This window comes from Roseomonas gilardii (assembly GCF_001941945.1).
GTDB lineage: Bacteria > Pseudomonadota > Alphaproteobacteria > Acetobacterales > Acetobacteraceae > Roseomonas.
The window spans coordinates 3,833,523-3,859,625 of the sequence record NZ_CP015583.1 but is presented as its reverse complement, the minus strand read 5'-3'; the positions used below and the strand labels follow the sequence as shown (position 1 = coordinate 3,859,625).

Here is a 26,103-nt window from a genome sequence, read left to right as displayed (position 1 = left end):
ACGGCGCTCACGGCACCCCCTGCGCCGCGAGGGCATCGGCCAGTTCGCGCCAAAGGAAGCAGCGGCTGAGATGCCCGCCGCCGGTTTCCTCCAGTGGCGGCACCGCGTTGTCGCAGGGATCGGTCCGGTGATGCGCGCAGCGCGGGGCGAAGGCACAGCCCGGCGGCGGCTGGCGCGGGTCGGGCACCTGTCCGGGGATGGCGAAAAGCGGCTCGTGGCGCTGTCCCGCGAGGTCGAGGCGCGGCACGGAGCGCATCAGCCCGGCGGTATAGGGCATGCGCGGGCTCTGGAAGAGCGGCAGCAGGTCGGCCTGTTCCACCACCCGCCCCCCGTACATCACCATCACCCGGTCCGCGATCTCCGCCACCACGCCGAGATTGTGGGTGATGAAGATCATCGCCATGCCCGTCTGCTTCTGAAGCCGGGCGAGGAGTTCCAGGATCTGCGCCTGGATGGTGACGTCCAGCGCCGTGGTCGGCTCGTCGGCGATCAGCAGCTCCGGCCCGCAGGACAGCGCCATGGCGATCATCGCCCGCTGCCGCATGCCGCCGGAAAGCTGGTGCGGATAGGCGGACAGGCGGCGCTTCGGATCGGGGATGCCGACGAGGTCCAGGAGTTCCGCCGCCCGGCCCTCGGCGGCGCGCCGGCCGAGCCCCTCATGGAAGCGGATCGCCTCCGCGATCTGCGCGCCGATCGTGTGGACGGGGTTGAAGGAGGTCATCGGCTCCTGGAAGACCATGGCCACTTTGGCGGTGCGCATCGCGCGCATTTCCGCCTCCGGCAGGGCCAGCAGGTCCACCGTGCCGCCGTCCTTCCGGTGCAGCAGGACCTGCCCCTCCACCCGGCAGGCAGGGGCGGGCGGGGTCAGGCGCAGCAGGGCGAGGCTGGTGACGCTCTTGCCCGAGCCGGACTCGCCGACCAGCGCCAGGGTCTCGCCACGCCGCACCGCGAAGGAGACGTCCTGCACCGCCGGCAGGGCGCCGAAGCGGACATTCAGCCCGCGCACTTCCAGCACGTTCTCCGCGGCCGTGCCCGGTGCCGCACCCGGCGCAGCACCGGCCTCCGGCGCGGAGAGGATCGCGGAACGGCTCATCGCCCTGCCGCCCGCGGGTCCAGCGCATCGCGCAGCCCGTCGCCCAGGAAGTTGAAGCAGGTTACCGTCAGCGCGATCACCGCACCAGGGATGATGGCCAGCCACGGGGCGCTGCCGAGATAGGTCTGCGCGTTGTCGAGCATGTTGCCCCAGCTCGGCGTCGGCGGCTGGATGCCATAGCCCAGAAAGCTGATATAGGATTCCGCCAGGATCGCATGCGCCACGTTCAGCGTGGCCGAGACCACGATCGGCGCCAGCGCGTTGGGCAGCAGCTCGCGCAGCATGATCCGCGCATCGCCCGCGCCGCTCGCCTCCGCCGCCACGGCGAAGTCGCGCTCGCGCAGCGCGCGGATCTGCGCCTCCACGATGCGCGCGACCTCCATCCAGGCGGTCAGCGCGATCAGGATGATGATGCTCACCACGTCCGGCTGCACGAAGGCCGCCAGGGCCAGCAGCAGGAAGATGCTGGGGAAGCAGAGCATCGCATCGACGAAGCGCATCAGCACCGCGCCTACCACCCCGCCATAGAAGCCGGCGATGAGCCCGACGCTGATGCCGATCAGCATCGACAGCGCCATGGCGGCGAAGCCCACGGCCAGCGAGATCCGCCCCGCCATCAGCAGCCGCGCCAGCGTGTCGCGGCCGAGCTGGTCGGTGCCCAGGACATGCGGCCCGGCGAAGGGCGGCGCGAAGCGGGCGCGCAGGTCGATATAGAGGTCGTCATAGGGCAGCAGATGCGGCCCGAGGACGCAGAGCAGCACCAGGAGCAGGATGGTGACGGCGCCGAACAGCGCCAGCCGGTGCCGCAGGAAGCGGCGCAGCGCCGGGTTGCGGGTGCTGCGGGCCGGGGTGGCGAGCACGCCGGCCGTGGCATCGCTGGGCATGGCGCGCGCCCCCTATTTCAGCCGCAGGCGCGGATCGGCCACGCCATAGAGCAGGTCCGCCATCAGGCTGCCCAGCAGCACCAGCACCGCGGTGAACATCAGGATGCCCATCACCACCGGATAGTCGCGGTAGCTGATGGAATCGAGGAAGAGCCGTCCCATGCCGGGCCAGGTGAAGACCGTCTCCGTCACCAGCGCGCCGCCCAGCAGGTTCGGCAGTTGCAGCCCGGCCACGGTGATCATCGGCAGCAGCGCGTTGCGCACCGTGTGGTGCAGCAGGATGCGCCGTTCCGGGATGCCCTTGGCCCGGGCGGTGCGTACGAAATCCTGGTGCAGCACGTCGATCATGGAGGAGCGCATGTAGCGGCTCCAGATCGCGGTGGAGACCATGGCCAGCACCAGGGAGGGCGCGATCAGGTGGTGCAACTGGTCGAGGAGGGAGCCGTCGCCCATCGTGTAGCGGTTGCCTGCCGGCAGGATGTCGAGATGCACCGAGAAGATGAAGATGACCACCAGCCCGAACCAGAAGGTCGGGATGGAAAGCGCCACCATGGAGCCCACCGTCACCAGCATGTCGAAGAAGGAGTAGCGCCGGATCGCGCTGAGCACACCGAGCCAGCAGCCCAGCAGCATGGCGATCAGCGTGGAGGTGACCATCAGCTCCAGCGTCGCGCCCAGATGCGATCCGATCACGGCGAGCACCGGCTGCTGGTCGCGGTAGGAACGGCCCCAGTCGCCCACCAGCATCCGCCCCAGCCATTCCAGGTACTGCACCGGCAGGGGCCGGTCGAGGCCGAGCTGGCGCTCGACGCGGGCGATGTCCTCCGGCGACATCTCGCCGCCCGCCATGAACTGGGACATCGGCCCGCCCGGTGCCAGATGCAGGATGGCGAAGCCGATCATCGAGACCAGCAGCAGCAGGACCAGCGACTGCAGCAGACGCAGGGTGAGGTAGCGCCTCATCGGGCGCCGCCCCCCGTCTCAGCCCCCACCGCTCAGCGGGCCCAGTACCAGGTGGCCATGTTCCAGCAGTTGGACTGCACGTTGATGTTCGGCTTGTAGCCGATCAACCCCTCCTTGAGCCCTTCGACCGGCGCGGGCTGGTAGATCGGCAGGATCGCCAGGTCGTCGCGCACCAGGGCCTGTACCTTCTGGTAGGCGGTGCGCCGTTCCTCGCGGTCGAAGGTGGCCGTGGCTTCCTCCAGCAGCCGGTCCACCTCCGGGTTCGAATACTGCATCGTGTTGGAGCCCGCGCCGCCCTTGGCCGGCGTCGCCTTGCTGCTGAAGCGATAGGCGCAGTCCGGGTCGTTGCCCGTCTGGTAGGTGGCGGAGACCAGCACCGACTGGAATTTCGACATGGTGAAGAACTCGCCCCAGATCACCGCCGCCGGCATGTTGGCGATCTTCATCGAGGCGCCGATATTCTGCCAGTCCTGCGCCAGGAGCTGCTGCACCTGCTCGCGCAGCGGGTTGCCGGCGGTGGTCGAGGAGTTGAACTCCAGCCGCACGCCGTTCTTCTCGCGGATGCCGCGCGCGCCGCGCTTCCAGCCCGCCTCGTCCAGGATCTTGTTGGCCGCCGCCGGGTCGTATCGATGCGCCGGCAGGTCCGCGTTGTAGGCCCAGGACTGGCGCGGATAGAAGGATTCCGTGGGCTTCGGCAGGCCGTAATAGACGATGTCGGTGATCGCCTGCTTGTTGATGCCGTGATACAGCGCCTGCCGCACCGCCTTGTCGGCGAGCGCGGGGAATTCGAGGTTGGGCGCGATCGCCTCGACCTGCTGACTGGGATTCACCGAGAGCACGAGGCCCTTCAGCTTCTTCGCCTCCTCGTAGAAGTTCGCGAGGATGCCCTGGATGCTAGCATGGTCGATCTGGCCGGTGCGGAACTGGGTGTAGAGCACCGTCAGGTCCGGGATGTACTTGAAGACCACCCGCTCCAGATACGGGCCCGTGCCGTGGTACTTGGTGTTGGCGAGCAGGGTCAGGTGGTCGCCCGGCACGCGCTCGCCCCAGCGGAAGGGGCCGGTGCCCACGGGGGCATTGTTGAAGGGCGCCGTGTTGGGATCGGAGGCCGAGGCGAGCAGGTGCTTCGGCACGATGAAGGTCCAGGCCAGCAGGGAGAGATAGGGCGAATAGGCCTTCTCCATGCGCCAGGAGATCTCGTGCGGCCCCTTGATCGTGATGTCGCGGACCAGATTGGCGCCGAGCCGCGTCCGCGCCCGGAAGGACGGGTTGTTCAGCAGGTCGATGGTGAACTTCACGTCCTCGGCGGTGAAGGGCGTGCCGTCATGCCAGGTGACGCCCTCCTTCAGCTTGATGGTCCAGGACAGGCCGTCCTTGGAGATGCCGCCATTCTCGACGGAGGGGACTTCCTTCGCCAGGGCCGGCGTCAGGTTGCCGTCGGAATCGACGCCCCAGAGCGGATCGAAGAGGTTCCACCAGACACCCTGGTCCACCTCGATGGACGGCATCAGCGGGTTGAAGACGGTGGGTTCCTGCGACAGGCCAACCACCACCTGCCCGCGCGGTGCGGAGGGCGGCGGCGGGACGTTCTGCGCCCGCGCGCCGGTCAGGGCGAAAGGCAGTGCGGCACCCGCCCCGAGAAGGAGGCGGCGCGGCAGGCCGAGGCTGTTTTCGCGCGAGCGAGACATGACGGATCCCCATCCGTTGCTTCGCCGGCGACTGGTCAGGCTCCCGAAAGCTTGGCCGCCTTTTTCCCGCGATCCCTCAGACAAGGAATCCCGGCCGGCGTCATTGGGATGGAGCTTGGGCGTGGTGTCACAGGCCTGTCAATCCGGCCGCACGCTGAAATTCCGCCCAATCTGAGCATGGGCCGGAAGCTTTCCGCTCATTTTCCATTCAAGCCGCCAATGTCGTTAGCAGTTGCACAAAGCGAAAACAGCTTGACTTCGAGGTTGGCTGTACCGAACATATTTGAACAGATTATTCAAATATGATCAATGGCGACCCCGATGGGCCGTCATATTCGTACAGGAGCGGACATGCCCGGTTCCCCCATCGGCATCATCGGCGGCGGTATCGGCGGCCTCGCCGCCGCCATCGCACTGCACCGCGCCGGGCATGAGGTCCTGGTCTTCGAGCAGGCGCGCCAGTTCTCCCGCGTCGGCGCCGACATCAACCTGACCCCCAATGCCGTGCGCGCTCTGGACGGCCTCGGCATCGGCGCGGCGCTGCGCGAACATGGCGCCCGTCCCACCCACCGCGTCAGCCGCAACTGGGACACGGGCGAGGAAACCTCCGTGCTGGCCATGTCCGGCGAGGCCGAGGTGAAATACGGCGCCCCGCAGCTCACCCTGCACCGCGCCGACTTGCTTCAGGCGCTGGAGGCGGCGCTGCCCGCCGAACGCATCCACCTCGGCAAACGCGCCACCGGGATCACGCAGGACGAGACGGGCGTGAATCTCGCCTTCGCCGATGGCACGCAGGCCAGTGTCTCGGCGCTGGTCGGCGCGGATGGCATCCATTCCGTGGTGCGCTCCGCCCTGTTCGGCGAGGAACAGCCTCGCTTCACCGGCGTCGTCGCCTATCGCGCCGTGATCCCGCGGGACAGGCTGGACCTGCCGGGCCTCGACCGCTTCACCAAGTGGTGGGGGCCGAATGCCGCGAGCCAGATCGTCACCTTCCCGATCAGCGCGGGGCGAGAGACCTTCATCTTCGCCACCACGCCGCAGGAAAGCTGGCGCGAGGAATCCTGGACCACGCCCGGCAGCGTCGAGGAGCTGCGCGCCGAATATGCCGGCTACCACCCCGAGGCGCGGGCGCTGTTGGCGGCCTGCGACAGTGTGCTCAAGACCGCGCTCTATGAACGCGATCCGCTCCCTTCCTGGTCGCGCGGCCGCGTCACCCTGCTCGGCGATGCCTGCCACCCGATGATGCCCTTCATGGCGCAGGGCGCCGGCATGGCGGTGGAGGATGCCGTGGTGCTGGCGCGGTGCCTGATCGAAGGCGTCGCTGACATCCCCGCCGCCCTGCGCCGCTACGAGCAGGCCCGCATGGCGCGCACCGCCGAGATCCAGGTGGCATCCCGCGGCAATGCCTGGCTGCGCGCCGGTGGCAATGCCGATTGGGTCTATGGCTATGACGCCTGGAGCGTGCCGCTCGACTCGGCGCCCGCGGCGGCGGCCTGATGCCGGCCGGCGCACCGGAGGCCGCGCCGGAGCATCTGATCTCTCCGGTGCAGCGGGCCGTCCGGCTGATGGAATACATCGCGGAGGGCGGTCCGACCGCGAATCTCAGCGAGGCGGCGCGGCGCACCGGCATCAACCGCGCCACGCTGGCCCGGCTGCTGGACACGCTGGAATACGAGGGCGTGCTGGAGCGCGTCCAGGGTGGCGAATTCCGTCTGGGCCTGCGCTTCCTGGGCCTTGCCGCCTCCGCCCTGGCCTCGCGCGACCTGGTGTCCCTGGCGCGGCCGGTGCTGGCACGGCTGGCGGCGGAAACCGGCCTGTCCTCCTATCTTGTCGTGCTCAGCGGCGGGGAGGCGCTCTACCTCGCCCGCGAGATGCCGGACACGCCGCTGGTCAGCCATATCCGCATCGGCAGCCGCGTGCCGGCGCACCTGACCACGCCGGGCCGCATGCTGCTCGCGCCGCTGCCGCCCGCGGAAAGGCGGGCGCGCCTCGGCCCCGGCCCGCTGCCCACCGCCACGCCGCATTCCCCGGCCACGCATGCGGCCCTGGACACCGTGCTGGCCGAGGACGCGGCGCGCGGCTGTGCCTGGAGCTTCTCTGCTTATGAGCCCGGCGTGGATTCCTGCGCCGCGCCGGTGCTGGGCCAGGACAACCAGCCCATCGCCGCGCTTAGCCTCGCCGGGCCCACCGCGCAGTTCGGCTCGGCCTCGTTCCGGGTGGAGGTGGAACGGCGGGTGAAGGATGCGGCGGCGGAACTCTCTCGGCTCATGGGCGCGCAGGGCGGCGCTTCCCGGCAGGCATAGGGCGGATCGTCGCGGGGCGCTGCCGCTCCGTCCCGGCCCTTGCGCTTCGTGGCTGGTCCCGGTGGAGGCGCTGCCTCCCCCGGTCCCCCTCCGCCGGGGACCGAAGCCGGTCCCCGGACCCCAGGCTTTCGCTGGCTCCGCGTGGTGGCCGTCAGTCTGCGGCCTGATCCCTGGGAGCAGGCGGAAAGGTGGGGCTCCCAGGAAAAGGAAAACACCTCGTCCGCGGTGGTGTCACCGGCAGTCCGCCGGAGAGCACGGCTCTCCGGCGCGATCCGGCGTCAGCAGGCGCCAACGAATGGGGTCCAGGGCGCGCAGCGTCCTGGCGGATAGGGGGTCCGGGGGACAAGGCAGAGCCTTTCCCCCGGGGACAGCGCAACGCCGGACCGGCCTCAGAACCCCGTCAGCACCGTCTTGCCGATGGCCCGTCCGCTTTCCAGCGTGGCATGGACGCGGCGCAGGTTGGCGGCGTTGATCGCGCCTGCCTCCTCATGCAGCGTGCTGCGCAGGAAGCCTTCGTCCACCAGCGCCGAGACCGCGTTCAGCAGCCGGTGCTGGGCGATCATGTCCGCCGTCCGGAAGACCGGGCGCGCGAACATGAACTCCCAGTGGACCGAGACGCATTTCCGCTTGAACGGCATGATGTCGTAGCTCTTCGGGTCGTCGATCAGGGCCACCTTGCCCTGGGGGGCGATCAGCGTCGCCACGGCGGCCTGGTGCCGGTCGGAGGCGGAAAGGCTGGCGACATACTCCGCCTGTTCGATTCCCGCCTCGCGCAGCGCCTCGTCCAGCGGGCGGTGATGGTCGATCACGTGATGCGCGCCCATCTTCCGGCACCATTCGATGGTCGCGGGGCGGGAGGCGGTGGCCACCACGGTCAGCCCCGTCAGGCGGCGGGCAAGCTGCGTCAGGATGGAGCCCACACCCCCGGCGCCGTTGATGACCAGCAACGTCCCGCCCCCTGTCATCGGCCCGCCGGTCAGGGCGCCATAGGGCACGCCCAGGCGATCGAAGAGCAGCTCCCAGGCGGTGATCGCGGTCAGCGGCAGGGCGGCGGCCGCGGTGAAGGACAGGCTGGCCGGCTTGCGGCCGGCGATTCGCTCATCCACCAGGTGGAACTCGCTGTTCGTGCCGGGGCGGTCGATGCTGCCGGCATAGAAGACCTCGTCGCCAGGCCGGAACAGCGTGACCCCGGCGCCGACCGCTTCCACCACCCCGGCGGCGTCGTAGCCCAGCACCTGGACCCCGCCCTCGGGCGGCGTCGCGCGGGCACGCTGCTTGGTGTCCACCGGATTGACCGAGACCGCCTTCACCGCGACGCGCAGGTCGTGTGGCCCGGGCTCCGGCACGGGGAGCTCCAGGTCGATCAGGGATTCATCATGGGCGATAGGCAGGCTCCTGCGATAGCCGACGGCCTTCATGACAGCACTCCTCTGGCAAGTGGGCGGGAGGCGGCCGGGCTTGAACCCACGCGCCCCATCACGGCGGAGGAACCGGCAAGACGGGTGAAAGCTGCATGGCCGGCCCCTGTCTCCGGCCCGCAATATCCCACCATCCATCCCGCTCCGACACCCTGTCTGGCGAAGGCCCTGCCGGAATGGCATCATGGGGCCTTCCGACCTCCTTTTCGTACCGGAAGGAGCCCTGTCCCCCAGCCCTCCCGGTGCTGGATCGGGGCCGGCCACCGCAGAACCGAGTAGCAATGCTGACCAGGAACACCACAGAGGCAGTCCAGGGGCCGTGGCCGTTCGGGGGCGGCGATATCGGCACGCGGGTGCGGGAGCCGGGCTTCGAGGCCAGCGGGCTGGGGCCGGTCGCCGAATGGCCGGCCTCCCTGCGCACCATCGCCGAGATGGTGTTCAACTCCCGCCAGGCCAAGTTCGTCGCCTGGGGACCGGACCTCGCCTTCCTCTACAACGACGCCTATATGCCGATCTTCGCCGAGCGGCATCCCTGGGCGCTCGGCCGGCCCTTCTCCGAGGTCTGGGCCGATATCTGGCCGCAGTTCGGTCCCATCGTGGACCGCACCCTCTCGGGAGAGGCCCAGTACTACCGCGAGCTGCCGATCCCGATGCTGCGCCAGGGCCGACGTGAGGAAACCTGGTTCACCTTCTCCTACACCCCGCTGCGTGACGAGAGCGGCCGGATCGCCGGCCTGGTCTGCGCGGCCATGGAGGTGACCGAACAGGTCCTTGCCCGACAGCGCGAACAGGCGGCGCTGCAGGCGCTGCGGCAGCGGACCGAGACCCTGGCGACGGTGAACCGCGCCGGCATCTCCATCACGAGCGAGCTCGATGTCGGCCGCCTCACCCAGCTCGCGGTCGATGCGGGCATCTCGCTGACCGGCGCGGAATTCGGTGCCTTCTTCTACAATGCCGAGGATGAGACGGGGCAGGGCTACCGCCTTTACGCCCTGTCGGGGGCCGATCCCGCCGCCTTCGCCCATTTCCCGCTGCCGCGTTCCACGCTCCTCTTCGCGCCGAGCTTCGAGGGCCGGACGGTGGTCCGCTCCGACGACGTGACCCGGGACCCGCGCTATGGCCGCAACGCACCACATGCCGGCATGCCGCCGGGCCATCTGCCGGTGCGCAGCTACCTTGCCGTGCCGGTCCGCTCCCGCACCGGCGCCCCGATCGGCGCCCTGCTCTTCGGTCATCGCGAGCCGGGCCGCTTCGACGACGGCAGCGAAAGCAGCCTGGTGAGCCTGGCCGGGCAGGCGGCGGTGGCGATCGACAATGCCCGCCTCCTGCAAGCCGCGGAGCGCGAGATCGCGCAGCGGCGCGAGGCCGAGGAGCGCCTGCGGCAGCTCAACGAGACGCTGGAAGCCCGCGTCGCCACCGAGATCGCCGAGCGCCGGCAGGCCGAGCTCGCCCTGCAGCAGGCGCAGAAGATGGAGGCGATCGGCAAGCTCACCGGCGGGGTGGCGCACGACTTCAACAACCTCCTCCAGGTGGTCTCGGGCAACCTGCAGCTCCTGGCGACGGATGTCGCGGGGCGGGAGAAGGCGGAACGCCGCCTCGCCAATGCCATGGCCGGGGTGCAGCGCGGCGCCAAGCTGGCCGCCCAGCTCCTTGCCTTCGGGCGGCGCCAGCCGCTGGAGCCGAAGGTGGTCAATGCCGGACGGCTGATCGCCGGCATGGAAGACATGCTGCGCCGCAGCCTGGGCGATGCGATCGAGATCGAGACGGTCGTGTCCGGCGGGCTGTGGAACACCCTGATCGACCCGACGCAGCTGGAGAACGCACTGCTCAACCTCGCCATCAACGCGCGCGACGCGATGGCAGGCTGCGGCCGCATCACCATCGAGGCCGGCAACGCGATGCTGGATGCCGACTATGCCCGGCTGCACGCCGATGTCGTGCCCGGGCAGTACGTGCTCCTGGCCGTGAGCGACACGGGCAGCGGCATGCCCCCGGAGGTGGTGCGCCAGGCCTTCGAGCCCTTCTTCTCCACCAAGCCCGACGGCAAGGGGAGCGGGCTCGGCCTTTCCATGGTGCACGGCTTCGTCAAGCAGTCGGGCGGTCATGTGAAGATCTACAGCGAGCCGGGCCAGGGCACTGTCATCCGGCTCTATCTGCCCCGCGCGCACCAGGGCGAGGACCAGCCCGTCTCGCTGGAAAGCACCCCCATCGCCGGGGGCCGCGAGATCGTGCTGGTGGTCGAGGACGACGACAGCGTCAGGGCCACGGTGGTGGAGATGCTGAACGAGCTGGGCTACCAGGTCCTGATGGCGCGCGACGCCGCCAGCGCCCTGACCGTGATCGAGAGCGGGATCGCCGTGGACCTGCTCTTCACCGACGTCGTCATGCCCGGGACACTGCGCAGCCCGGAACTGGCCCGCAAGGCGCGGGAAAGGCTGCCCGGCATCGCCGTGCTCTTCACCTCCGGCTATACCGAGAACGGCATCGTCCATGGCGGCCGGCTGGACCCGGGGGTCGAGCTGTTGTCCAAGCCCTATACGCGGGAGGCCCTGGCCCGCAAGATCCGCTACGTCCTCTCCAAGCAGCGGCCGGCCACTCCCTAGCCACCCCTGCCAAAGCCCCCTTGCGGCCGGCGTGGCAGGAGAGGAAGCATGGCGCCGTCGCGCCCGGATGGGGAATGCCCTTCCCCGAACGGGCGCTCCGGGAAAACGGGAGTTCCCTTGCCATGCAGCGACGCCAGTTCCTTTCCGCCACCGCCGCGATGGGCGCCTTCGGGGCGCTGTCCGCGCCACGCCTGGGCCTGGGCGCCGAGAACAAGCTGCTGCGCTTCATCCCCGAGAGCGACGCGACGGTGCTGGACCCGATGTGGACCACCGCCACCGTCACCCGCAACCACGGCTATCTCGTCTTCGACACGCTCTATGGCCAGGACGAGAGCTATGCGATGCAGCCGCAGATGGTGGAGGGGCATGTCGTCGAGAATGACGGCCGGCTCTGGACCCTGACGCTGCGCGAGGGGTTGAGGTTCCATGACGGGGAGCCGGTGCGCGCCATCGACGCCGTCACCAGCATCCGCCGCATCGCCGCGCGCGATGCCTTCGCCGCCGCTCTGATGGCCGCGACGGAGGAACTGTCCGTGGTGGACGACCGGCGCTTCCGCTTCCGGCTGAAGAAGCCCTTCCCGCTGCTGCCCAACGCGCTGGGCAAGACCGGCACCTCGATGCCCGCGATCATGCCAGAGCGGCTGGCGAAGACCGACCCCTTCACCCGCGTGGACGAAATGGTCGGCAGCGGCCCCTTCCGCTACAAGGCCAGCGAGCATGTCGCGGGCTCGCTCGCGGTCTATGAGCGCTTCGATGGCTATGTGCCGCGCAAGGGCGGTACGGCGAGCTTCACCGCCGGGCCGAAGCAGGCGCATTTCGACCGGATCGAGTGGCGGGTCATCCCCGACGCCTCCACCGCCGCCAATGCCATGCTGAACGGCGAGGCCGACTGGTGGCAGTCGCCGACGGCGGATCTGATGCCGCTGCTGAAGGGCAACCGCAGCCTGAAGAGCTCGATGCTGGACCCCTCCGGCAACATGGCCATCATGCGCTTCAATACGCTGCACCCGCCTTTCGACAATCCCGCGATCCGCCGCGCCCTGCTGGGCGGGGTGAGCCAGACCGACGTGATGATGTCCATCGCCGGCGAGGACCGCAGCATGTGGAAGGACAATGTCGGCGTCTTCAGCCCCGGCACGCCCTTCGCCAACGATGCGGGGATGGAGGCGCTCACCAGCCCGCGCGACATGGACAAGGTGAAGCGCGACCTCGCCGCCGCCGGCTACAAGGGGGAGGCCGTGGCGCTGCTGGTGGCGACCGACTATCCGGACCAGAACGCGGCGGGCCTCGTGGTCGCCGACATGCTGCGCCGCGCGGGCATGAAGCTGGACCTCCAGACGACGGACTGGGGCACGGTGGTGCAGCGCCGCGCGAAGAAGGACCCGCCCGCCCAGGGCGGCTGGAACGCCTTCATCACCAACCTGACCGGCACCAACAACTTCGACCCGGCAAGCCATCTCGGCCTGCGCGGCAACGGCGACAAGGCCTGGTTCGGCTGGCCCAACGCGCCGAAGCTGGAGGAACTGCGCCAGCAGTGGTTCGACGCGCCGAACGAGGCCGAGCAGAAGCGCATCTGCCAGGAGATCCAGGCCGATTTCATGCGGGAGCCGACCTACCTGCCGCTTGGCGCCTATTACCCGCAGACCGTGTTCAGCGCGAAGCTGACGGGCATGCGCAGCGGGCTGCCGCAGTTCTACGATATCCGCTGGGCCTGACCGCCCCGCTGCAGCCGCCGGAGGGAGGCCCCTCCGGCGGCGGATGTCGCAGGCTTCATCCTGCGGCAACCACCCCGCCCGCCCGGTGCGGCGTTGCTTCCAGGCAAAGAGCTTCGGAGGACCGCTGCATGCGTCGTCGTATCACCCTCTCCGCCCTCGCGGCCCCGCTGCTGGGGCTCGGCCTGCTGGCCGCACTGCCACTGAGCGCCCCGGCCTCGGCCAAGGAGGGCGGCTGCGTCAAGGATGGGGCCGTGGGCGCGGTGGCGGGTCATTTCGTCGGCAAGGGCCACGCCGTGGCAGGCGCCGCGGCAGGCTGTGCCGTGGGCGTGCATCGCCGCCACGAAGCCGAGAAGCAGGACCAGAAGCAGCAGGACGACAAGGGCGGGAACGGCAGCTCCGGCTGAGGCGGCCGTTCCCGGGACGGGGTCGTGAGTCCTGTGGCAGGGATCACGCAGCCTGTGCGTGGGACTCCACAGTCAATATCCCCGTTATCCACAAACTTCTCCCCCGGGTGAGGAGGCGAGAGGTTATTTTGCCGGAAGGGTGCGCTTCAGGGCATCCTTCCACCCCGCGATCATGCGGGTCCGCTGCTCCCCATCCATGCGGGGCTTGAAGACAGCCCCCCGCTTCCAAGTGGCGGCGACCTCGTCCAGGTCCTTCCAGACACCGACCGCGAGGCCGGCCAGGAAGGCGGCCCCCATGGAGGTGGTCTCCAGGCAGGCGGGACGCTCCACCTCGGCCTGCAGCATGTCGGCCAGGAACTGGCAGAACCAGTCATTCGCCGACATGCCGCCATCGATCCGGATGGTCTTCAGTTGTCCGGCGCCATCCCGCTGCATCGCCTCGGCGAGGTCGAGCGTCTGGAAGGCCACGGATTCCAGCGCCGCCCGCGCCAGATGCGCCGCCGTCGCGCTGAAGGTCAGGCCGCAGATCAGGGCGCGTGCCTCCGGATCCCAGTGCGGCGCGCCGAGGCCCACGAAGGCCGGCACCATGTAGACGCCGTGGCTGTCCGGAACCCGGGTGGCCATGTCGTCGGTCTGCGAGGCATGGGTGATCACCCCCACGCCGTCGCGCAGCCATTTGATCGCGGCGCCGGCGACGAAGATCGCCCCTTCCTCGGCATAGACCGTCCTGCCGCCGAGGCGATAGGCCACGGTGGTCAGCATGCGGTTGTCCGAGGAGACCGGCTTCTCGCCGGTGTTCAGCAGCATGAAGCAGCCGGTGCCGTAGGTGGACTTGGCCATGCCCGGCGCGAAGCAGGCCTGGCCGATCACCGCCGCCTGCTGGTCCCCCGCCATGCCGGCGATGGGAATGGCGCGGCCGAAGAGCGCAGGATCGCTTTCGCCGAAGACGGTGCTGTTGTCCCGCACCTCCGGCAGGACAGCGGCGGGAATGCGGAACAGCTTCAGCAGGTCCTCGTCCCAGACCTGCCGGTGGATGTCGAACAGCAGGGTGCGCGAGGCATTGGTGGCATCCGTCGCATGCACCTTGCCGCCGGTCAGGCGCCAGAGGAGGAAGCTGTCGATCGTGCCGAAGGCGAGTTCGCCGCGCTCCGCCCGCTCCCGCACGCCCGGGAGGTTGTCCAGCAGCCAGGCCAGCTTGGTGGCGGAGAAATAGGGGTCCAGCAGCAGGCCGGTGCGGGTGCGCACCAGGTCTTCCGCCCCTTCCTGCTTCAGCTTCGCGCAGAGGGCGGCGGTGCGGCGGTCCTGCCAGACGATGGCGCGGTACACGGGCCTGCCGGTCTCCCGCTCCCACAGCACCACCGTTTCGCGCTGGTTGGTGATGCCGATCGCGGCCACCCCGGCCCCGTCCGTGAGCCCGGCCTCGCCGAGCGCCTCGCGCACCGTGTCCACCACGTCGCGCCAGATATCCTCCGGGTCGTGCTCGACCCAGCCGTCATCCGGGTAGTGCTGGGCGAATTCCCGCCGCGCCAGGGAGATCTGCTGGGCCTTGTCGTCGAAGACGATGCAGCGGGTCGAGGTCGTGCCCTGGTCGATGGACAGGACGTAGCGGGCTTGGCTCATGGATGTTCCTTGGGACGTTCTGTAGCGTTCGTTGGTCGGGAGGGGCTCAGTCGGCACCGATCTGGCGGATCGACAGGTCGGGTGCTTCCCGCAGTTGCGCGGCTTGGGGCTGCTGGGCCTGGGGCTGCTGGCGGCGCGAGGGCAGGAAGGGCCGGATCAGGCACTGGTAGGCTCCGCCGCCCACGACACCGCCGATCAGCGGCCCCACGATCGGCACCCACCAGTAGTTCTGCGCCGCCGGCAGGGCAGCCGGCCCCCACCCCGCGAAATAGGCGAAGAGGCGCGGTCCGAAGTCGCGGGCCGGGTTCAGCGCCCAGGCCTCCAGATAGCCGGCCGAGGCACCGATGATCGCGACGAGGAGGCCGATGACCAGCGCGCCGAAATTGGCCTGCGGCGCCATGGTGTTGAATTCCTCGGTGATGGCGAAGATGCCGAAGAGCAGCAGCGCGGTCAGGACGATCTCGTTCCAGAGCGCGTGCATCGGCGTCACCGCCAGGCCGGGCGCGGTGAAGAAGACGCCGGCCGCGCCGCCCGCCTCGCGGGTCAGGCCCTGTGCGGCGTTGAAGTGGTCGATGACCGGGCCGTAGAGGCTCAGCACGATCGCGGCACCCACCATGCCGCCCAGCACCTGCGCCACCCAGAAGGGCAGGACCTTGCGCCAGGGGAAACCCCGGTAGAGGGCCAGGGCGAGGGTCACGGCCGGGTTGGCATGGGTGCCGGAGACCGCGCCGGTCACATAGATGGCCACGGTCACGCCAAGGCCCCAGGTGATGCAGACGCCCCAATAGGCGAGTTTATAGGGGCTGGGGTCGTAGAGCACGTACATGGCCGCCACGGAGCAACCGAAGGTGATGATGATGGCGACGGCCACGGCTTCGGAGACAAGTTCCCCGAGAAACTGCCGCTTCTCGTTCATGGATGTTTCTCTCCACGTCTTGCTGGACGCATTGCACGCTTAGCCGGCGGCGATCTCCTGCGACTGCTTCTGCCGCGCGAGATAGGCTTCCAGCCGCTCGGCCGTGCCGGCTGGCACGTGCAGGCCGAGCTTGGAGCGGCGCCAGAGAATGTCCTCCGCCGTCACCGCCCATTCCTCATGGATCAGGTAATCGACCTCGGCCTGTGTCAGGCCGGCGCCGAAATCCTCGCCCAGATCCTCCATGCTGCGCGCCTTGCCCAGCAGCCGGTCGGCGCGCGTGCCATAGGCACGGGCAAGGCGATAGGCCAGGGCTTCCGGCAGGAAGGGAAAGCGTTGCCGTAGCCCGGCCAGGAAGCGGTCGAAATCCGCATCCGGCATGTCGCCGCCGGGCAAGGGCGCGACCGCCGTCCAGGCGGGCTTCAGCCCCGGCAGGTGCGGCTCCAGCTTCTCCAGCGCATGTTCCGCCAGCTTGCGATAGGTGGTGATCTTGCCGCCGAAGACGGAGAGCAGCGGCGCCTCTCCCTCCGGTGCGTCCACCTTCAGCACATAGTCGCGCGTGACCGCCGAGGCGTTCTTCGCGGCGTCGTCATAGAGCGGCCGCACGCCGGCATAGCTCCAGACCACGTTCTCCGGGGCGACCTCCCGCTTGAAGTAGCGGTTGACCGTGTCGCAGAGATACCGCGTTTCCTCCGCGCTGATCGAGACGGGGCCGGGTGCCTCGTTCCAGGGCACGTCCGTGGTGCCGACCAGCGTGAAGTCGCCCTCGTAGGGGATGGCGAAGACGATGCGGCGATCGGGATTCTGCAGGATGTAGCAGTGGTCGCCCTCGTAGAGGCGCGGCACCACGATGTGGCTGCCCTTGACCAGCCGGACCTTGTCCGCGTCGTTGATCTTGAGGCGACGGGTCAGCAACTCGCTCACCCAGGGGCCGGCAGCGTTGACCAGGATGCGAGCCGTGACCGGACGCCGTCCGCCACCGCGCAGGTCCTCGATCTCCGCATGCCAGATGCCACCCTCGCGCTGCGCGCCGAGGAAGCGGGTGCGGGTGTGCAGTTCCGCCCCCTTCTCCGCCGCGTCGCGGGCGTTCAGCACGACGAGGCGGCTGTCCTGCACCCAGCAGTCGGAATAGACGAAGCCGCGTTCCACCCCGGGCTTGAGCGCGGAACCGAGCGGCGAGGTTCGGAAACGAACACCTTCCGAGCCCGGCAGGCGCTTGCGGCCGCCCAGATGGTCGTAAAGGAACAGGCCGAGCCGGACCATCCAGGCTGGGCGGACATCGTTCCGGTGCGGCAGCACGAAGCGCAGGGGCCAGATGATGTGCGGCGCCGCGGCCAGCAGGCGCTCGCGCTCGATCAGCGCCTCCCGCACCAGGCGGAACTCGTAGTATTCGAGATAGCGCAGCCCGCCATGAATCAGCTTGGTGCTGGCGGAGGAGGTGTGGCGGGCGAAGTCGTCCTGCTCGACCAGCAGGACCTTCAGCCCCCGCCCGGCGGCGTCGCGAGCGATGCCGGCACCATTGATGCCGCCACCAACGACGAGAAGATCGTAATCCGCCTGGCTGGCCAAGTTCCTCGCTCCTCTTCCTGCCGCCTTCGCGAAGGCCGGGCGGCATTACGGGGCTTAACACCCGCAAAAGGAAGATAAGCGAAGAAAAAATGTTCGCAAGCGAAAATTGGAGTGGGCCGGGCGGATCTGCCGCCGTTCGAGGCGGGGCAAGCGAGGTCATCCCAGGGGGAGACCCAGGGAGAGACCCAGGGACGGTGCCCCGGTCAGCCCCCTGGGATGTCTCCTTGGGATGCCCGATGGCTACCGCAGCGTCGGGTCCAGCCGGTCGCGCAGCCAGTCGCCCGCCAGGCTGACCGAGAGGGTGGTCAGCACGATCACGGCGGAGGGGGCGAGCAGGATCCACGGCGCGCGGGTCAGGTACTCGCGCCCATAGCCCACCATGTTGCCGAGCGAGGTCATCGGCGGCTGCACGCCCAGGCCAAGGAAGGAGAGCCCGCTTTCCAGCAGGATGATCTCCGGGAAGGCCAGCGTCATCGACACGATCAGGGTGGAGGCGATGTTGGGCAGCACGTGCCGGCCATAGATGCGCCAGGGCGAGGCGCCGAGCTGCCGCACCGCCGCCGCATAGCCCTGTGAGCCAGCGCTGATGGCGAGGCCGCGGGCGATGCGGGCATAGCGTTCCCAGCCGTTGAGGCCGAGCAGGCAGATGAAGAGCGGCAGGCTGTTGCCGAAAAAGGCCAGCACCGCGAGGGCCAGGATCAGGAAGGGCATGGCCGCCTGGAAATCCACCAGCGCCATCACCGCCTGTTCCACCAGCCCGCGGAAATGCGCCGCCAGGAAGCCCAGCAGCGTGCCCAGCACCGCCGAGATGGCGGTGGCGCCGAAGGCGATCAGCAGGCTCATGCGGATCGAGGCGATGAGCCGGCTCAGCACGTCACGGCCCAGCTCGTCCGTGCCCAGTGGGTGCAGCCAGGTGCCGCCCAGCCCGACCGGCGGGGCAAGACGGGCGCGCAGGTCGAGCGCGGTGATGGGGAAGGGGCTGATCCAGTCCGCCGCGAGGGCCACCGCCAGCATCAGCGCCACCCAGCCCAGGCCGAGCAGCACGGGCAGCGGGACGGGGACACGCCTGGGTGCGGGCGGGGCTGGGGTGGCAGGGGTGGCGGCGGGGAGGGCGAGGTCGGACATGCGGCGGGGCCTCAATGCGCGCTGGCGGTGCCGGCCCGCAGACGCGGGTCGAGCGTGCCGTAGAGCAGGTCCACGGCGAGGTTCGCGGCCACCATGGTGGCGGCCACCAGCAGCAGGATGCACTGCACCACCGCGAGATCCCGGTTCGCCACCGCCACCACCAGCAGGCGGCCGACGCCGGGCCAGGAGAAGACGCTTTCCACCACCACCGCGCCTGCCAGCAGGCTGCCCACCATGAAGCCCACGATGGTCACGGTGGGGATGGCGGCGTTGGGCAACGCATGGCGGCGCACGGCGACATGCCAGGGTACCCCCTTGGCGAGGGCGGTGCGCATATAGGGCTGGCCCAGCACCTCCAGCATGGCGGAGCGGGTGAAGCGCGCCAGCACGGCGGCCCCGCCCAGGCCCAGGGTGATCACCGGCAGGACGGCATGGCGCCAGCTATCCTGCCCGCCGGAGGGCAGCCAGCCGAGTTGCACCGCGAAGACCAGCACCAGCACCAGGCCCAGCACGAAGGAGGGTACGGTGAAGCCGGCGACAGCCAGGAACATCACGCCGCGATCGATCCAGGAGTTGCGGTGCAGGGCGGCATAGACGCCGGCCGGAATGCCGAGGCAGAGCTTGATCAGCAGCGCGGGAATGGTGAGGGCCAGCGTGGCCGGCACACGTTCCGCCACCAGCTCGATGGCGGAACGGCCGTCGCGCATCGACTGGCCGAGATCGCCGTGCAGGATGGCGCCGAAATAGCGCAGGTACTGCACCCAGAGCGGGTCATCGAGGCCCCAGGCGCGGCGGAAGGCGGCGATGGCCTCGGGCGGCGCATCGGCGCTCATGATCAGCAGCGCCGGGTCGCCGGACAGGCGCAGCACGATGAAGGCGAAGCTGACCACGAGCAGCAGGGTCAGCAGCGCGCGGAACAGGCGGATGCCGAGGAAACGGAGCATTCAGGCGGCTTCCAGCACGGGTGTGTCCGACAGGCCGGTGCCGGCGGGCATGTCGCCCTGTGCCACGTGGCAGGCGACGAGGCGGCCGTCGCCACGCAGCTTCAGCGCCGGCGCCTCCCGCCGGCAGAGCGGGCCCGCCACGGGGCAGCGGGGGTGGAAGGCGCAGCCGGTGGGCCGCGCCGCGGGATTGGGCGGATCGCCGCGCAGCACGATGCGGTCACCGCGCCGCCCGGGTTGCGGGATGGCGGAAACCAGGGCGCGCGCATAGGGATGGACGGGGTCGTGCAGCACCGCGTCGGGATCGCCTTCCTCCACGATGCGGCCGAGATACATCACCGCCACCCGGCGGCTGACCTGGCGCACCGCCCGCAGGTCGTGGCTGACGAAGAGCATGGCGATCCCGGTGCGCTCCTGCACCTCGCAGAGCAGGTTCATCACCTGCGCCTGGATCGAGACGTCCAGCGCGCTGATCGGCTCGTCGCAGACCAGCAGGGCGGGGTCAGTGGCCAGGGCGCGGGCCAGCACGGCGCGCTGCCGCTGCCCGCCGGAGAGCTCGTGCGGATAGCGCGCGCCCTGGTCGGGGCGCAGCCCCACGGCGCGCAGCAGCGCCTCGGCCTTCGCCGCCCGCTCGGAGGCGCCGCCGAGGCCGTGGATCTCCAGCGGCTCGGCGATCTGCGCGGCGACCGTCAGCCGGCGGTCGAGCGCGCCCAGCGGGTCCTGGAACACCATCTGCATCCGGGCCCGCTGGCGGCGCCAGGCCGGGCTGCCCGGCACCGGCATCGGCGCGCCCTCAAAGCGGACCACGCCCTCGTCCGGGCTTTCCAGCCCCAGCACGAGGCGGCCGGTGGTGGACTTGCCGCAGCCGGATTCGCCCACCAGCCCGAGCGTCTCGCCCGGCCGCAGCTCCAGCGACACGCCGTCCACGGCACGGACCTCGGTGACCCGGCCCAGCAGGCCGCGTCGCATGGCGTAGCGGCGCACGAGGCCCTGCGCCTGCAGGAGTAGGCTCATGCCGAGTGCATCTCCTGCTGCCGGGGGATGGGCAGCGGCGGGATGCCGCGCGGCGGCACCGGGCGGAAGCAGGCGGCGCGATGGCCGGGCTCCACGGTGGTCAGGCGCGGCAGGGCAGCGTCGCAGGCGGCCACATGGCGGGGGCAGCGCGGCCCGAAGGGACAGCCGGGGGGCATGGCCCAGGGCTCCGGCACGGCGCCGGGAATGGCGGCGAGCGGGCGGCGCGGCCCGCTGATCGGCGGCAGGGCGGCGAGCAGCCCGTCCGCATAGGGATGCAGCGGGGCCTTGAGCAGGCGCTCCGTGGCGGCCTCCTCGATCACCCGCCCCGCATAGAGGACGCAAACCCGCTCGCAGGTCTCCCCCACCACGCCGAGGTCGTGGCTGATCAGCACCAGCGCCATGCCGGTGTCGCGGCGGATCTCGGTGAGAAGCTCCAGGATCTGCGCCTGGATGGTGACGTCGAGTGCCGTGGTCGGCTCGTCCGCCACCAGCAGCTCCGGCTGGCCGGCGAGCGCCATGGCGATCATCACGCGCTGGTTCTGCCCGCCCGACAGTTCGTGCGGATAGGCATCCAGGCGCCGCCGCGCATCGGGCATGCCGACCTGGTCGAGCAGCCGCTTCGCCTCGGCCCGCGCCGCCGCGCCCGTCATGCCACGATGCAGCGACAGAGCCTCGGTGATCTGCCGGCCGATCCGGTGGACCGGGTTCAGGCTGCTCGCCGGGTCCTGGAAGATCATGGCGACGCGGCCGCCGCGCACGCGGTCCAGCACCTCTGGCGCGGCGCCCAGGAGCTCCTGGCCATCGAGACGCACGCTGCCGGTGACGCGCGCCTTGGGCGGCAGCAGGCCCAGGGCGGCCAGCCAGGTGACGGACTTGCCGCAGCCGGATTCGCCCACCAGGGCCAGGGATTCGCCACGTCCGATGGTGAGGTCCACGCCGCGCAGGGCAGGCGTGCCGTCGAAGCTGACGGCGAGGTTGCGGATCTCGACGAGCGGCGTGCGATGGGATGGTGCTTCGGTCATCTGCATCAGGCGCCCCAGTTCCCCGCGCGGAAATCCATCACGAAGGCCTGGGCCGGCTTCCAGCGGATGTCGCGGCGCTTGCCGGTGAAGTTCGCGGTCTGGTGCAGCACCGTCCAGGCCGGATCCTCACGCTCGGCGATCTCCAGCATGCGGGCCCAGGCGCGCCGGCGCTGCGCTGCGTCGGTGGCGTTCTCCAGCACTGCGGCGAGATCGCCGAACTCCTCGTTGCGCCATTCGCCGCCGACCCAGGCCGAACCCTGCCGGCCGAAATTCGGCGGGGTCTGCGACACCGGATCGCCGAAGGAGGCGCCGTTGGACCAGTCGCGAATGGCGCGGTCCGGCCCTGGCTCGGTGATCTGGGACCAGTTCTCCCGCATCTCGATGCGCACGTTCACCCCGGCCTCGCGCCAGCCCTCGACCAGGATCTGTGCCGTCGAGGTCTGCGCGGTGTAGTAGTTGTTCAGCACGCGATAGGGGATCGGCTCGCCCCGATAGCCGGACTGCTTCAGCAGGCGCCGGGCCTCGGCCAGATCGTATTTCGGCACGGTCCAGTCGCGCACCAGCATGTCGCCGAAGAACTCGAACTGCAGGCCGGGCGGCACGCGGGTGCGGCCGGACCACAGCGCCTGCACGATGGCCTCGCGGTCGATCGCATGCGTCAGGGCGCGCCGGACCAGCGGATCGGCGAGCGCGGCATGGTGCTTGTCGAAGACCAGCATGCGGTGGTTGCCGATCAACCCACCCACCACCTCGTGGCGCGGGCTGCGCTCGACCTCGGCGATCTGGTCGGGCGGGATGTCGCAGGCGAAATCCGCCTCGCCGGATTGCAGCATGGCGATGCGGGCGGCGACCTCCGGAACCTCCAGGAAGCGGATGCGCGAAAGCGGCGGGCGGCCGCCCCAGTAGTCGTCGAAGGCTTCCAGAATCAGATGGTGGTCCGGGCGGAACTCCACGACGCGGTAGGGACCGGTGCCCACGGGCCGGCGCGACCATTGCGGCCAGTCCGCGACCGCCTCATAGGCGGCGGCGGAATGGATGGTGGCCAGTGAGCGGCTGAGCTTGCCCTCCAGCGTCACGTCGGGGGTGCGGTTGACGAAGCGCACCGTGCGGGCATCGACGATCTCCACCCGCTCGAAGCCGGGAAAGGAGCGACGTGCCACGGCCACCGCCTCGGGCGGCGGGTTGCGCGGGCTGCCCTCGGCGCCCCACATGCGCGGGCCCAAGGAATGGACGACATCCTCCGCCGTCATCGGGCGCCCGTCGTGGAAGCGCACGCCCTCGCGCAGCGTGAGCTCCAGCCGCTGCGCGTCCAGGCGGCGCCAGGAGGTGGCGAGCCCCGGGCGCAGCGACAGGTCGCCGGTCCAGTCCGTGTCGATCAGCGGCTCGGCATAGGAGTAGAAGATCCGGCCGCCCACATTCGACTGCTCGCGCAGCATCTCCAGCGAGTTGCTGTTGCTGATCTTCTGCACCGCCACGGTGATGGCGGGGCGCGCGCCCTGGGCGATGGCGAGGCGCGGCAAGCAGAGCGCCGCGCCGGCCGAGGCCAGCGCAGCGCGACGGGTCAGGCCGGACATGGTTCCCTCAGGCCGACCAGTTGTTGGCGCGGAACTCCATGGCGAAGGCCGGCGCGGCCTTCCACCGGATGTCCTTCCGCTTGGCGGTGAAGGTCGCGTTCTGGTGCAGCACCGTATAGGCCGGGTCCTCGCGCTCGGCGATCTCCAGCAGGCGGCGGAAGACCTGCTTGCGGCGGGGACGGTCGGTGCTGGTCTCCAGCTCCACGCAGAGCCGGTTCAGCTCCTCGTTGCTGTACTCGCCCACCTGCTGCTGCTGCCCGTTCGGCCCATGCTGCGCGACCAGCGAGGAGACCGGGTCGTTGAAGGGCGCGGAATTGGACCAGTCGCGCACGGCGCGGGACGGGCTGCGCTCCAAGATCTGGGTCCAGTTCTCCTTCATCTCGATCTGGACGTTCAGGCCGACCTGGTTCCACATCTCCACCAGCACCTGCGCCGTCGGGGTCTGGTTGGTGTAGTAGTTGTTCAGCAGGCGGTAGGGGATCGGCTCGCCCTTGTAGCCCGCCTCCTTCAGCAGGCGCTTCGCCTCGGCCGGGTCGTATTTCGGCACCGACCAGTCGGCGATGAACATGTCGCCGTAATAGTCCCACTGCAGCCCGCGCGGCACCACGGTGCGGCCGCTCCAGAGGCTGTCCACGATCGCCTGACGGTCGATCGCATGGGTGAAGGCGCGGCGGACGCGGGCATCCTGGAGCGCCGGGAAGTTCTTGTCGAAGACGGTCAGGCGGTGGTTCAGGATGGTGCCGCCCTGCACCTCATAGGCCGCGTTGCTCTCGATGCCCGGGATCTGGTCGGGCGGGATGTCGCAGGCGAACTGCACCTCGCCGGAGCGCAGCGCGTTGATGCGGGCGGAGACTTCCGGCACCTCCAGGAAGCGGATCTGCTTCAGCGGCGGGCGGCCGCCCCAGTAGGCGTCATGCGCCACCAGCGTCAGCGACTGGTCCGGCTTGAAGTCGGCCACCATGTAGGGGCCGGTGGTGACGGGCTTGCGCGCCCAGTCGAACCAGCTCGGCGCCTCGACATAGGCGCGGCGGGAGATGATCTCGCTGCCGTAGCGGGCGAGGCGGCCCTCCAGCGTCACGTCCGGCGAGGCGTTGTGGAAGCGGACCGTGTACCGGTCCACCACCTCGACACGCTCCAGCGCCGGCCAGGCGCGGCGCGCGACGGCGGGCACCTCGGGCGGCAGCTCGCGGCCGGCGCGGGTCGGGATGCCCTCGCCCTTCACCGCGATGGTGCGGCCCTGCGCCGTGGCCGGCGTGTCGCCGAACATGCGCTCGGGACCGAAGGAGAAGGCGACGTCCTCGGCCGTCATCTCGTCGCCGTTGTGGAAGCGCACGCCGGGGCGCAGCTTCAGCTCCACCGCGCTGTCACTCAGCCGCTTCCATTCGGTGGCCAGCAACGGCACGGCGCGCAGCTCGCCCAGCCAGTCGCGGCCGATCAGCCCTTCCCAGATCGAGGAGAAGAAGATCCGCTCGCCGACATTGGACTGCTCGCGCAGCACCTCCAGCGTGTTGGAGTTGCTGATCTTCTGCACGGCGATGTCGATGCTGCGCCGCGTGTCGCCCGTGCTGGTGGATTGGGCGATCGCGAAGCGCGGCAGGCTGGCCGCGCCAAAGCCGGCGGCGCCGAGGAGCGTGGAACGGCGGGACAGGATCATCGGCTTCTCTCCTCCAGGCCCTGGGGCGTGGATCGGTAATGCGTCAGGGTGCGCTCGGCATGGCGCATGCGGTGCGACAGGGCGCGCTGCGCGTAGTCCGCCACGATGCCGGCATGGGCCGGGTCGTCGGCCAGGTTCACGAACTGGTTCGGATCCTCCTCCAGGTTGAAGAGGAGGGGCGGGAGCGCCGCGAAATGCACGTATTTCCACTGCTCGTCCTGGACGACGCAGAGCGAGCAGTCGTCCATGCCGAGGCCCAGCGGCGCCTCGGGGTGCGAGTAGTACACGTCGCGGAAGTCGTATTCGTAGAAGAGGTGCTCGCGCCAGTCGGCCGGCCGGCGGCCGCGCAGCAGAGGCAGGAGCGAGCGCCCGTCGCAGGCGCGCGGCACCTCGCCGCCCAGCCAGTCGATGATGCTGGGCAGCACGTCCACGCTTTCGGTGAAGGCGCTCTCGATCCGGCCGGCCTGTTCCGGCGCATCCGGGTCTACCACCACCAGGGGAATGCGGAAGCTCTCGTCATGGAAGCCGATCTTGCCGAGCAGGTAGTGGTCGCCGAGCTGCTCGCCATGGTCGGAGGTGAAGATGATCAGCGTGTCCTTCCACTGGTCCGTGGCGTCGAGATGGGCGAAGACCTCGCCCAGCGCGGCATCGACCTCGGAGATCAGCCCGGCATAGGTGGCGCGCATCTGGCGGATCTCCGCCTCGGCCATCTCGTTCGCCGCGCCGCCGGCGCCGTGGAAGAAGGACCCCCGCTGCACGCCGCGCAGATAGAAGTCGAGCAGCGGGTGCTGCGCCGCTTCCTCCCGCCAGTGCGGCATGCGCACCGGGGCCGGCATCTGCGCGGCCGTGTACATGCGGTTGTAGGGTTCCGGCGCGATGAAGGGTGGGTGCGGACGCCAGTAGCCGAGATGCAGGAACCAGGGCTTCTCGCCGCGGCCCTTGATGTAGGTCAGGGCGCGCTCGGTGAAATAGGCGGTGTCGGAGAGCTCGGTCGGGATGCGGCTGGGACGGTCGGTGGCCCCCGGCACGTCGTCCATACCTTCCGGCAGCCAGATATCCTCGCGGTTCGGCGGCAGGTCATAGCCCTTCTGCGCCAGCCAGCCGAAATACCCGTCCATCGAGGGCTCGAAGGCACCGACGCTGCGGAAGCCTTCCATCAGGTCGCCCAGCAGGGAGAAGCGCGGGTCGTTGCGGCTGGTGCCGCGCGGGTCCGGCGTGGTGGTGGTGTAGCCGATCAGCGCCGGGTCGTAGCCCACACCGCGCAGCGCCTTGCCCAGGTTCATGTGGCGCGCGTCGAGCGGCACGGTGTTCTGCACTGCCCGGTGGTTCATCAGGTACAGGCCGGTCAGCAGGCTGGCGCGGGCCGGGCCGCAGGGCACGGCAGTGGTCACATGGTTGCGGAAGGTGACACCCTCACGGCACAGCCGGTCGAGATTCGGCGTGCGCAGGAAATCCGCGCCCAGCACGGGCATGAAATCCGCCCGCCACTGGTCCACCACGATGAGAAGGACGTTACGCTGAGACGCCATGAGCCGATCCGAACGTGTTCGGCGGGCGGCTTAATCGCCCTGCACGACGCGCCCGTGATACTCGGATGACG

At 69.9% G+C, this 26,103-nt stretch carries 20 protein-coding genes; 5 read left to right on the top strand and 15 right to left on the bottom strand.

Annotated elements, in window-relative coordinates:
* Positions 1-7 precede the first annotated feature (7 nt).
* Genes RGI145_RS17475 through RGI145_RS17460 form a run of 4 tightly spaced genes read right to left on the bottom strand, consistent with a single transcriptional unit; the run spans position 8 to position 4,628 of the window.
* Positions 8-1,093 carry an ABC transporter ATP-binding protein gene (locus RGI145_RS17475; RefSeq protein ID WP_237183121.1) on the bottom strand — a complete coding sequence of 362 codons (1,086 nt, stop codon included), beginning with the start codon at positions 1,091-1,093 and terminating at the stop codon, positions 8-10.
* On the bottom strand, positions 1,090-1,977 hold the full coding sequence (locus tag RGI145_RS17470) for an ABC transporter permease (protein ID WP_075799374.1): 888 nt from the start codon (positions 1,975-1,977) through the stop codon (positions 1,090-1,092). Before RGI145_RS17470 ends, RGI145_RS17475 begins: the two co-directional genes overlap by 4 nt.
* Before the next feature lie 12 nt (positions 1,978-1,989).
* A complete protein-coding gene (locus tag RGI145_RS17465; RefSeq protein WP_075799373.1) occupies positions 1,990-2,940 on the bottom strand; it encodes an ABC transporter permease in 951 nt (316 codons plus the stop codon).
* A 32-nt stretch (positions 2,941-2,972) separates the two neighbouring features.
* Complete coding sequence (locus tag RGI145_RS17460) at positions 2,973-4,628, bottom strand: peptide ABC transporter substrate-binding protein (protein WP_075799372.1); 1,656 nt, start codon at positions 4,626-4,628, stop codon at positions 2,973-2,975.
* Between the two features lie 351 nt (positions 4,629-4,979).
* On the opposite strand from RGI145_RS17460, the gene RGI145_RS17455 reads away from it, so the two are divergent.
* Positions 4,980-6,125 carry an FAD-dependent monooxygenase gene (locus tag RGI145_RS17455; protein ID WP_075799371.1) on the top strand — a complete coding sequence of 382 codons (1,146 nt, stop codon included), beginning with the start codon at positions 4,980-4,982 and terminating at the stop codon, positions 6,123-6,125.
* The gene (locus RGI145_RS17450) at positions 6,125-6,931 is read left to right on the top strand and encodes an IclR family transcriptional regulator (RefSeq protein ID WP_075799370.1); all 807 of its coding nucleotides are present in this window, start codon (positions 6,125-6,127) and stop codon (positions 6,929-6,931) included. The genes RGI145_RS17455 and RGI145_RS17450 overlap by 1 nt, the downstream gene beginning before the upstream one ends.
* 389 nt (positions 6,932-7,320) lie before the next feature.
* On the opposite strand, the gene RGI145_RS17445 is transcribed toward RGI145_RS17450, so the two are convergent.
* Entirely contained in the window at positions 7,321-8,349 is a 1,029-nt protein-coding gene (locus RGI145_RS17445) for a zinc-binding alcohol dehydrogenase family protein (protein WP_075799369.1), read from the bottom strand.
* Positions 8,350-8,630: 281 nt separating this feature from the next.
* On the opposite strand from RGI145_RS17445, the gene RGI145_RS17440 reads away from it, so the two are divergent.
* From RGI145_RS17440 to RGI145_RS17430, 3 genes are all read left to right on the top strand, one after another.
* A complete protein-coding gene (locus RGI145_RS17440; RefSeq protein ID WP_075799368.1) occupies positions 8,631-10,952 on the top strand; it encodes an ATP-binding protein in 2,322 nt (773 codons plus the stop codon).
* 122 nt (positions 10,953-11,074) lie between these two features.
* Positions 11,075-12,667, top strand: coding sequence for an ABC transporter substrate-binding protein (locus RGI145_RS17435; RefSeq protein WP_075799367.1), 1,593 nt, complete (start codon positions 11,075-11,077; stop codon positions 12,665-12,667).
* Positions 12,668-12,795: 128 nt separating this feature from the next.
* A complete protein-coding gene (locus tag RGI145_RS17430; RefSeq protein WP_075799366.1) occupies positions 12,796-13,071 on the top strand; it encodes a hypothetical protein in 276 nt (91 codons plus the stop codon).
* A gap of 123 nt (positions 13,072-13,194) precedes the next feature.
* Here the strand turns inward: RGI145_RS17430 and glpK are convergent, their stop codons facing one another.
* The 10 genes from glpK to pehA form a co-directional block, all read right to left on the bottom strand.
* Positions 13,195-14,691, bottom strand: a complete 1,497-nt coding sequence (gene glpK, locus RGI145_RS17425) for a glycerol kinase GlpK (protein WP_075799365.1) — start codon at positions 14,689-14,691, stop codon at positions 13,195-13,197.
* 46 nt (positions 14,692-14,737) lie between these two features.
* Positions 14,738-15,607, bottom strand: coding sequence for an MIP/aquaporin family protein (locus RGI145_RS17420; RefSeq protein WP_075799364.1), 870 nt, complete (start codon positions 15,605-15,607; stop codon positions 14,738-14,740).
* A 39-nt stretch (positions 15,608-15,646) separates the two neighbouring features.
* Positions 15,647-17,173, bottom strand: coding sequence for a glycerol-3-phosphate dehydrogenase (gene glpD / locus RGI145_RS17415; protein ID WP_075799363.1), 1,527 nt, complete (start codon positions 17,171-17,173; stop codon positions 15,647-15,649).
* A 240-nt stretch (positions 17,174-17,413) separates the two neighbouring features.
* The gene (locus RGI145_RS26220) at positions 17,414-18,298 is read right to left on the bottom strand and encodes an ABC transporter permease (protein WP_075799362.1); all 885 of its coding nucleotides are present in this window, start codon (positions 18,296-18,298) and stop codon (positions 17,414-17,416) included.
* A gap of 11 nt (positions 18,299-18,309) precedes the next feature.
* A complete protein-coding gene (locus tag RGI145_RS17405) occupies positions 18,310-19,242 on the bottom strand; it encodes an ABC transporter permease (RefSeq protein ID WP_075799361.1) in 933 nt (310 codons plus the stop codon).
* On the bottom strand, positions 19,243-20,253 hold the full coding sequence (locus RGI145_RS17400) for an ABC transporter ATP-binding protein (RefSeq protein WP_075799360.1): 1,011 nt from the start codon (positions 20,251-20,253) through the stop codon (positions 19,243-19,245).
* A complete protein-coding gene (locus RGI145_RS17395) occupies positions 20,250-21,281 on the bottom strand; it encodes an ABC transporter ATP-binding protein (protein WP_418314484.1) in 1,032 nt (343 codons plus the stop codon). Before RGI145_RS17395 ends, RGI145_RS17400 begins: the two co-directional genes overlap by 4 nt.
* The gene (locus tag RGI145_RS17390) at positions 21,281-22,849 is read right to left on the bottom strand and encodes an ABC transporter substrate-binding protein (RefSeq protein ID WP_075799359.1); all 1,569 of its coding nucleotides are present in this window, start codon (positions 22,847-22,849) and stop codon (positions 21,281-21,283) included. The genes RGI145_RS17395 and RGI145_RS17390 overlap by 1 nt, the downstream gene beginning before the upstream one ends.
* A gap of 7 nt (positions 22,850-22,856) precedes the next feature.
* Complete coding sequence (locus RGI145_RS17385; RefSeq protein WP_075799358.1) at positions 22,857-24,503, bottom strand: ABC transporter substrate-binding protein; 1,647 nt, start codon at positions 24,501-24,503, stop codon at positions 22,857-22,859.
* Entirely contained in the window at positions 24,500-26,032 is a 1,533-nt protein-coding gene (pehA, locus tag RGI145_RS17380) for a phosphoric/sulfuric ester hydrolase PehA (RefSeq protein ID WP_075799357.1), read from the bottom strand. Before pehA ends, RGI145_RS17385 begins: the two co-directional genes overlap by 4 nt.
* Positions 26,033-26,103 lie beyond the last annotated feature (71 nt).

Bases quoted from the DNA above. Each gene is read 5' to 3' on its own strand.
- RGI145_RS17475 (WP_237183121.1), bottom strand. From the start codon at position 1,093: ATGAGCCGTTCCGCGATCCTCTCCGCGCCGGAGGCCGGTGCTGCGCCG.
- RGI145_RS17470 (WP_075799374.1), bottom strand. From the start codon at position 1,977: ATGCCCAGCGATGCCACGGCCGGCGTGCTCGCCACCCCGGCCCGCAGC.
- RGI145_RS17465 (WP_075799373.1), bottom strand. From the start codon at position 2,940: ATGAGGCGCTACCTCACCCTGCGTCTGCTGCAGTCGCTGGTCCTGCTG.
- RGI145_RS17460 (WP_075799372.1), bottom strand. From the start codon at position 4,628: ATGTCTCGCTCGCGCGAAAACAGCCTCGGCCTGCCGCGCCGCCTCCTT.
- RGI145_RS17455 (WP_075799371.1), top strand. From the start codon at position 4,980: ATGCCCGGTTCCCCCATCGGCATCATCGGCGGCGGTATCGGCGGCCTC.
- RGI145_RS17450 (WP_075799370.1), top strand. From the start codon at position 6,125: ATGCCGGCCGGCGCACCGGAGGCCGCGCCGGAGCATCTGATCTCTCCG.
- RGI145_RS17445 (WP_075799369.1), bottom strand. From the start codon at position 8,349: ATGAAGGCCGTCGGCTATCGCAGGAGCCTGCCTATCGCCCATGATGAA.
- RGI145_RS17440 (WP_075799368.1), top strand. From the start codon at position 8,631: ATGCTGACCAGGAACACCACAGAGGCAGTCCAGGGGCCGTGGCCGTTC.
- RGI145_RS17435 (WP_075799367.1), top strand. From the start codon at position 11,075: ATGCAGCGACGCCAGTTCCTTTCCGCCACCGCCGCGATGGGCGCCTTC.
- RGI145_RS17430 (WP_075799366.1), top strand. From the start codon at position 12,796: ATGCGTCGTCGTATCACCCTCTCCGCCCTCGCGGCCCCGCTGCTGGGG.
- glpK (WP_075799365.1), bottom strand. From the start codon at position 14,691: ATGAGCCAAGCCCGCTACGTCCTGTCCATCGACCAGGGCACGACCTCG.
- RGI145_RS17420 (WP_075799364.1), bottom strand. From the start codon at position 15,607: ATGAACGAGAAGCGGCAGTTTCTCGGGGAACTTGTCTCCGAAGCCGTG.
- RGI145_RS26220 (WP_075799362.1), bottom strand. From the start codon at position 18,298: ATGTCCGACCTCGCCCTCCCCGCCGCCACCCCTGCCACCCCAGCCCCG.
- RGI145_RS17405 (WP_075799361.1), bottom strand. From the start codon at position 19,242: ATGCTCCGTTTCCTCGGCATCCGCCTGTTCCGCGCGCTGCTGACCCTG.
- RGI145_RS17400 (WP_075799360.1), bottom strand. From the start codon at position 20,253: ATGAGCCTACTCCTGCAGGCGCAGGGCCTCGTGCGCCGCTACGCCATG.
- RGI145_RS17395 (WP_418314484.1), bottom strand. From the start codon at position 21,281: ATGCAGATGACCGAAGCACCATCCCATCGCACGCCGCTCGTCGAGATC.
- RGI145_RS17390 (WP_075799359.1), bottom strand. From the start codon at position 22,849: ATGTCCGGCCTGACCCGTCGCGCTGCGCTGGCCTCGGCCGGCGCGGCG.
- RGI145_RS17385 (WP_075799358.1), bottom strand. From the start codon at position 24,503: ATGATCCTGTCCCGCCGTTCCACGCTCCTCGGCGCCGCCGGCTTTGGC.
- pehA (WP_075799357.1), bottom strand. From the start codon at position 26,032: ATGGCGTCTCAGCGTAACGTCCTTCTCATCGTGGTGGACCAGTGGCGG.